Annotated in this window: 6 protein-coding genes; 3 read left to right on the forward strand and 3 right to left on the reverse strand. The window is 68.0% G+C overall.

The window, feature by feature from the left end; translation table 11 throughout:
• Window positions 1–437 (forward strand): EthD family reductase (locus tag KAY22_RS23205; protein WP_296625527.1); only part of this gene is annotated, 437 nt, incomplete at its 5' end.
• A gap of 12 nt (window positions 438–449) precedes the next feature.
• On the opposite strand, the gene KAY22_RS23210 is transcribed toward KAY22_RS23205, so the two are convergent.
• Genes KAY22_RS23210 through KAY22_RS23220 form a run of 3 tightly spaced genes read right to left on the reverse strand, consistent with a single transcriptional unit; the run spans window position 450 to window position 3,172 of the window.
• Window positions 450–1,199, reverse strand: a complete 750-nt coding sequence (locus KAY22_RS23210; protein WP_296625528.1) for an SDR family oxidoreductase — start codon at window positions 1,197–1,199, stop codon at window positions 450–452.
• A gap of 7 nt (window positions 1,200–1,206) precedes the next feature.
• Window positions 1,207–2,334 (reverse strand): 12-oxophytodienoate reductase, encoded by a 1,128-nt coding sequence (locus tag KAY22_RS23215; protein WP_296625529.1) that lies wholly within the window; start codon window positions 2,332–2,334, stop codon window positions 1,207–1,209.
• Between the two features lies 1 nt (window position 2,335).
• Complete coding sequence (locus tag KAY22_RS23220; protein WP_296625530.1) at window positions 2,336–3,172, reverse strand: SDR family oxidoreductase; 837 nt, start codon at window positions 3,170–3,172, stop codon at window positions 2,336–2,338.
• A 122-nt stretch (window positions 3,173–3,294) separates the two neighbouring features.
• On the opposite strand from KAY22_RS23220, the gene KAY22_RS23225 reads away from it, so the two are divergent.
• Together KAY22_RS23225 and KAY22_RS23230 are read left to right on the forward strand one after the other, a co-directional pair.
• A complete protein-coding gene (locus KAY22_RS23225) occupies window positions 3,295–5,649 on the forward strand; it encodes a TonB-dependent receptor (protein WP_296625531.1) in 2,355 nt (784 codons plus the stop codon).
• On the forward strand, window positions 5,646–5,872 hold a 227-nt coding region (locus KAY22_RS23230; protein WP_296625532.1), incomplete at its 3' end, for a sulfatase-like hydrolase/transferase. The genes KAY22_RS23225 and KAY22_RS23230, both read left to right, overlap by 4 nt.

Below are 5,872 nucleotides of genomic sequence, written 5' to 3' on the forward strand. Positions count from 1 at the left end.
GCCGCAACCATCTGGTCGATCAGGCGATCGAGCCGGGCTTCGACTGCATTTCCGAATTCTGGGTCGGATCGCTCGAGAAGATCAGCGAACTGATGGCGGGCGAGGTCGGCGACATAATGCGCGCCGACGAGCGCAACTTCCTCGATCAACCGAACATCCTCGCCGTGCGCGCCGATCCCGTGGCGACAGGCAGCGACAGCGCCGGAACGCTGGCATTGCTGGTCTCGGATGGAGGCGACACAGCGGCGCTTGCCAATGCGGCCCGCGCGGCGGATGCCGGTCTCGACCTGCTCTCGCCGCTCGACGCGCGCCCTTCGCCCTGCGACGCGATCCTGCGCTTCGACGGCGCCCTGCCCGCTCTCCCCGAGGGGTGGCGCGTGGATCGCCTGATCGAGGTCATCCCGTGCGAAACCGACCCGGCCCAGCTGCAAGGCTGAGCCGGTTCCGGTTCAGATGGCGGTCTGACCGCCGTCGACGGCCAGCGTCGTGCCAGTAATGAAACACGCGTCGCGCGACAGCAGGAAGGCCACGGCAGCGGCGACATCCTCGGGCTGGGCGACCGGCCCGATCAGCGGCGTCATCCGCCCGAACAGATCCATGTCCACGCCCTCGATCGCGTCGAAGCCGCCGGCGATCAGGGGGGTGTCGACCGCGCCCGGACAGATCGCGTTCACGCGAACGCCGCGCCGCGCATATTCCGCAGCGACCGATCGCGTCAGCCCGACCACACCGCTCTTCGACGCGGAATAGGCCGCCGCATAGGGCGTCGCCACCAGACCCGCCGCACTGGCGATGTTCACGATCGCCCCGCCCTGCACCTCGATCGCCGGCAAGGCAGCACGCGTCAGCTGGAACACGCCCGTCAGGTTGATGCCGATGACCCGCTGCCATTCGGCATCGCTCGTCGCCGCCGCATGACCGAAGCTGCCCACGCCCGCGACATTGGCGAGGCCATCGAGCCGCCCGAAGCGCGCCCTGGCTTCCGCCACGGCTGCGTCGCAAGCGGCGGGATCCGAAACGTCGACCTGCATCGAAGCGGCGTTGCCGCAGGTCTCGGCCGTGGCGGCCGCCCCGGCAGCATTGATGTCGACGCAGAGCAGGCTGGCGCCCTCTTCGGACAAGCGCAGCGCCGTCGCCTTGCCGATACCCGAGGCGGCGCCGGTCACGAGCACCACCAGACCTTCGAAACGCTTCATCATCCTCTCCTCATGTCAGCGTGGTGAGAGCCGCGAGATCGAGCGCACGAAGCGCTCCATCGCGGCCATCCCGCACCTTGTTCACCCATTGCGGATCGGCGAGCAGCGAGCGCCCCACCGATAGCAGATCGAATTCGCCATGCCCCAGCATCGCCGCAACCTCGTCGAGACGCGCGAGCGACACGCCCGGCAGGGCCGCGCCGGGCGTGGCGGCCTCCTCTTCGGTGAACAGCCCCGCCAGCCCGACCGAACCGACCGCGATCGTCGGCAACCCCGTCAGCTGTCTGGCCCACCCGGCCAGATTGAGCGGGCTGCCCTCGAAAGCAGGCTCCCAGGCTTCGCGTTGCGAGCAGTGCAGGATGTCGGCGCCGGCCGCCGCCAGCGGCCGCAACAGGTCGCCAAGTTCCTCGGGTGTCTCGGCGATCTGCGCTTCATAAGCATCGATCTTGAACTGCGAGATGCGGACGAGGATCGGAAAATCGGGGCCGGTGGCTGCGCGGCAGGCGGCGATCACCTCGGCCGGAAAGCGCGCGCGGTTGGCGGCGCTGCCACCATAGTCGTCGCGGCGGCGGTTGGTACCGGACCACAGGAACTGGTCGAGCAGAAAGCCATGGCCGGCATGAACCTCGACCCCGTCGAAACCACGCGCCTTGGCCGCTGACGCCGCATCGGCAAAGGCCCGCGCTACCGCCGCCATGTCGGCCTCGGTCATGGCCGCGGCGCTCGGTCCGCGCCCTGCATCGAGATCCGCTATCGTATAGCCCGACGGCCCCATGGCGGATTTGTCGGGGAAGGCATCGACATGACGCGCAGCCCCCGTGTGCCACAGCTGGGGCATCAGCTTGCCGCCGGCTTCATGAACCGCCGCCAGCACATGCGCCCAACCGTCCAGCGGGTCATCGCCATGGAAGAGCGGACCGGTGCCGTCATAGTCGGCCAGGTCATGCCCGACCGCCGCCGCGCCGGTGATCGCAAGCGACACGCCGCCTTCGATCCGCCGGCGGAAATAGCCGGCATAGTCTGCATGAGGGCGCCCGCCTTCGGCATGCGCCCGCCCCATCGGCGACATGACGATCCGGTTCGGGAGCGACAGGGTGCGCGAGACGAAGGGCTGGAACAGCGCGGCGCGCGCGGGCATGTCAGCAGAAATAGCTGCCTCCATTGGCCGCAACGACCGAGCCGGTCACGAAGCTCGCATCATCGCTGGCGAGAAAGGCGACAGCCGCCGCGATCTCCTCGGGCTGCGCCATGCGTCCGAGCGGCACGGCCCGCGCCAGATCCGCGCGCACCGAGTCGGGCACATTGGCCATGATCGGCGTGTCGGTCGGGCCGGGGTGGACCGCGTTGACGCGGATGTTGCGGCTGGCGACCTCGCGCGCGAGGCCCCGCGCGAGCCCGACGACCGCGGCCTTGCTGGTGACATAGTGGATCGGCCCCTCGCCCGATGCGGCGGAGGTCGAGGCGATCAGCACGATCGATCCGGGCGCGTTGCGCGCGGCCATGTCGCGCAGCGCGGCGCGGCAGCAAAAGAAGGCGCCGTTGATGTTGACCCCCGTCACCGCCAGCCAACCCGCATCGGACATGTGGATGCTCTGGTCGGGATGCGCGGTCGGCGTCTCGCCGCGCGCAATCTGGCCCGCGCGCTCGGCAGCTCCGGCATACATCTGCTCGCTGCCGTCGTCGGGCCCCCGCCCGATGCCCGCGTTGCACACCAGGATATCGATCCCGCCCAGCCGCCGGGCGACTTCGGCCATCGCCGCGTCGACCGAGGCGCTGTCGGACACGTCGCAGGCCAGCCCGATATGGCCGTCGGCATCGCCAAAGACGGCCGCAGCGGCAGCCTGCTCACGATCGATCACGGCAACCACGGCACCTTCGCTGGCCAGCCGCTCGGCTATCGCCCGGCCGATGCCCTGGGCTCCGCCCGTGACCACGGCCCGGCGCCCATGGAGCCGCTTCATGTCCCCCTCGCGCACATTCGTCATCCTCTCAAAACTTTACGCAGATACACATATTCTCATAATTCATATTACCATATGCGGAGTTACACCGCCCGCACAAGAAACTAAAATGCGGGTTCCGAGGGGAGGATTTCATCATGCGTCGAACCATCGCCCTGGCCCTGCTCGCATATGCGCAGTGGCCCGTCACGGCCTCCGCCCAGACCGCCGCAGACAGCGCCGCATCGACCCCGGCGGACAATGACGGCGACACGATCGTCGTCACCGCCCGTCGCCGCGAGGAAAGCGCGCAGGATGTCCCCATCGCATTGACCGCTCTCGCCGGAGCGCAGGTCGCGGTGCCGGGTACGATCGGCCTGGCCCAGGTGCAGCAACTCGCCCCCAGTCTGCAGCTGACCGCGACCAACCCGCGCAACACCAACATCAACATCCGCGGGCTCGGCGCGACACCGGCCTTTGCCAGCCTCGGCCTCGAATATGGCGCCGGCGTCTATGTCGATCAGGTCTATTATAGCCGCCCCGCCCAGACCGCCTTCGATCTCTACGATCTGGCGCAGGTCGAGGTGCTACGCGGCCCGCAGGGCACGCTGTTCGGCAAGAACACGACGGCCGGCGCGATCAGCCTGACCACCGAGGCGCCGAGCTTCGACCCCGCCTTTCGCGGCGAAGTCAGCTTCGGCAATTATCAGACGCTGCAGATGCGCGCGACCGGCAGCACGCCGCTGTCGGACACGGTCGCGATCCGCCTCACCGTCACTGACGCCAGCCGCAACCATGGCTTTCAGCGCATCCCCGCACAGGGCAACCGCCGTGTCCACGATCTGCACAGCTTCGGCACGCGCGGGCAGTTGCTGTTCGATAATCACAACGGGCTGCGGCTGCGCCTGATCGCTGATTACTCTTCGCTGCGGCAGGACTGCTGCACCGGGGTCACCACCACCATACGGACGACACGGATCGACGGCTCGACGCTGCCGAACAACTTCCTCGTCCGCACTGCCCGCGCCGGCTACACGCCGCTGCCGATCGATCCCTATGCCAGGCGGCTCGAGACCAACCGTCCGTTCACCGTGGACATGAAGACCTATGGTGGTAGCGGCATCCTCGACTGGGACCTGGGTGCCGCAACGCTGACCTCCGTGACTGGCTGGCGGAAGCTCGACTACAAGCCGGCCACCGATGGCGACGTGATCGGCCTCGACATCTTCGAAAATGCCGGGGTGCGCGAGAAGCAGGAGCAGTTCAGCCAGGAGCTGCGGATCGCGAGCGATGGTAGCAACCGCGTCGATTATGTCGCCGGCCTCTATTATTTCTGGCAGCGGATCGACGACCGCTTCTTCACCATCTACGGCCGCGACGCCGCGCTGTGGATATTAGGGCCGGGCACCCCCGGCGGCAGCGCGCCATCGGCGGGCGGCCTCGCCGCGCTCAACGGCCTGTTCGCCGACGGAACCGCCTTCGCCCGCACGAAGAGCTATGCCGGCTTCGGTGAGGCGACCTGGAATGCGAGCGACACGCTCAGCCTGACCGGCGGCCTGCGCTATACCCATGAGGAAAAGGACGGCGCCTTCGGCCAGGTCCAGCGCGGCCCCGCGCTGACCGCCGGCGAGGTCGCCCTCGGCGCCCAGGCGATCCGCAACGCCTTCGCCGCGACCATCCCGACCTTTCTCGTCGATACCAAGGAAAACAACCTGTCGGGCCGGGCAACGCTGTCGTGGAAGCCGACGGAGGGCGTGCTCGCCTACGCCACCTATGCGCGCGGCTTCAAGTCGGGCGGTCTCAATCTGAACGCGACCGCCGCGCCCAAGGTCATCGACCCGGAGAAGGTCACCAACTGGGAAGCTGGCCTCAAGACCAGCTTCCTCGACGGCAAGGCGACGCTCAACCTCGCCGCCTTCACCCAGACGGTGCGCAACTATCAGAGCCAGCAGATCGATACGCGCATCGCGCAGACCGCCTATATCGCCAATGTTGGCACCGTGCGCTCGCGCGGCTTCGAGGTCGACGCCACGATCCGGCCGAGCCGCCACCTGCGCCTGTTCGCCTCGGGCTCCTACACCGATGCCAGCTATCGCAGCTTCACCAACGCGCCCTGCCCGGTCGAATATCTCGGCCTGGCCGTCACCTGCGACCTGAGCGGGCGGCGCCTGCCGGGTGTGTCCAAATGGGCGGCGGCGGTCGGGGGCGACTATGCGGTTGATATCGGCAGCGACCAGCAGCTCTACCTGAATGCCGACCACAGCTACCGCTCTTCCTTCTACACCACCTATAATCTCGCGGCGGACTCGCTCGCGGGCGGCTATCATCTAACCAACGCCCGCATCGGCCTGCGCCGCGCCGGCGGGGCGTGGGACGTGGCGCTGTTCGCGCGCAACCTGTTCGACACCCACTATGTCAGCATCATCAACCCATCGGCGTTCAACACCGGCCAGTCGACCGCGATCCTCGGCGATCCGCGCACCTATGGCCTGACATTGAAGGCAGCGCTATGAGCCAGCGGCCCAATGTCCTGCTGATCGTCGCCGACGATCTGGGCTTCTCCGATCTCGGCTGCTTTGGCGGCGAGATCGCGACGCCCCGCCTCGATGCACTGGCGCGGGCGGGGATGCGCTTCACCGACTTCCACTCGGCGCCCGCCTGCTCGCCGACGCGGGCGATGCTGATGACCGGCACCGATCCCCATATCGCAGGGATCGGGACGATGCTGGAGGTCGC

The organism is Rhizorhabdus sp. (assembly GCF_018006725.1).
Lineage (GTDB): Bacteria > Pseudomonadota > Alphaproteobacteria > Sphingomonadales > Sphingomonadaceae > Rhizorhabdus.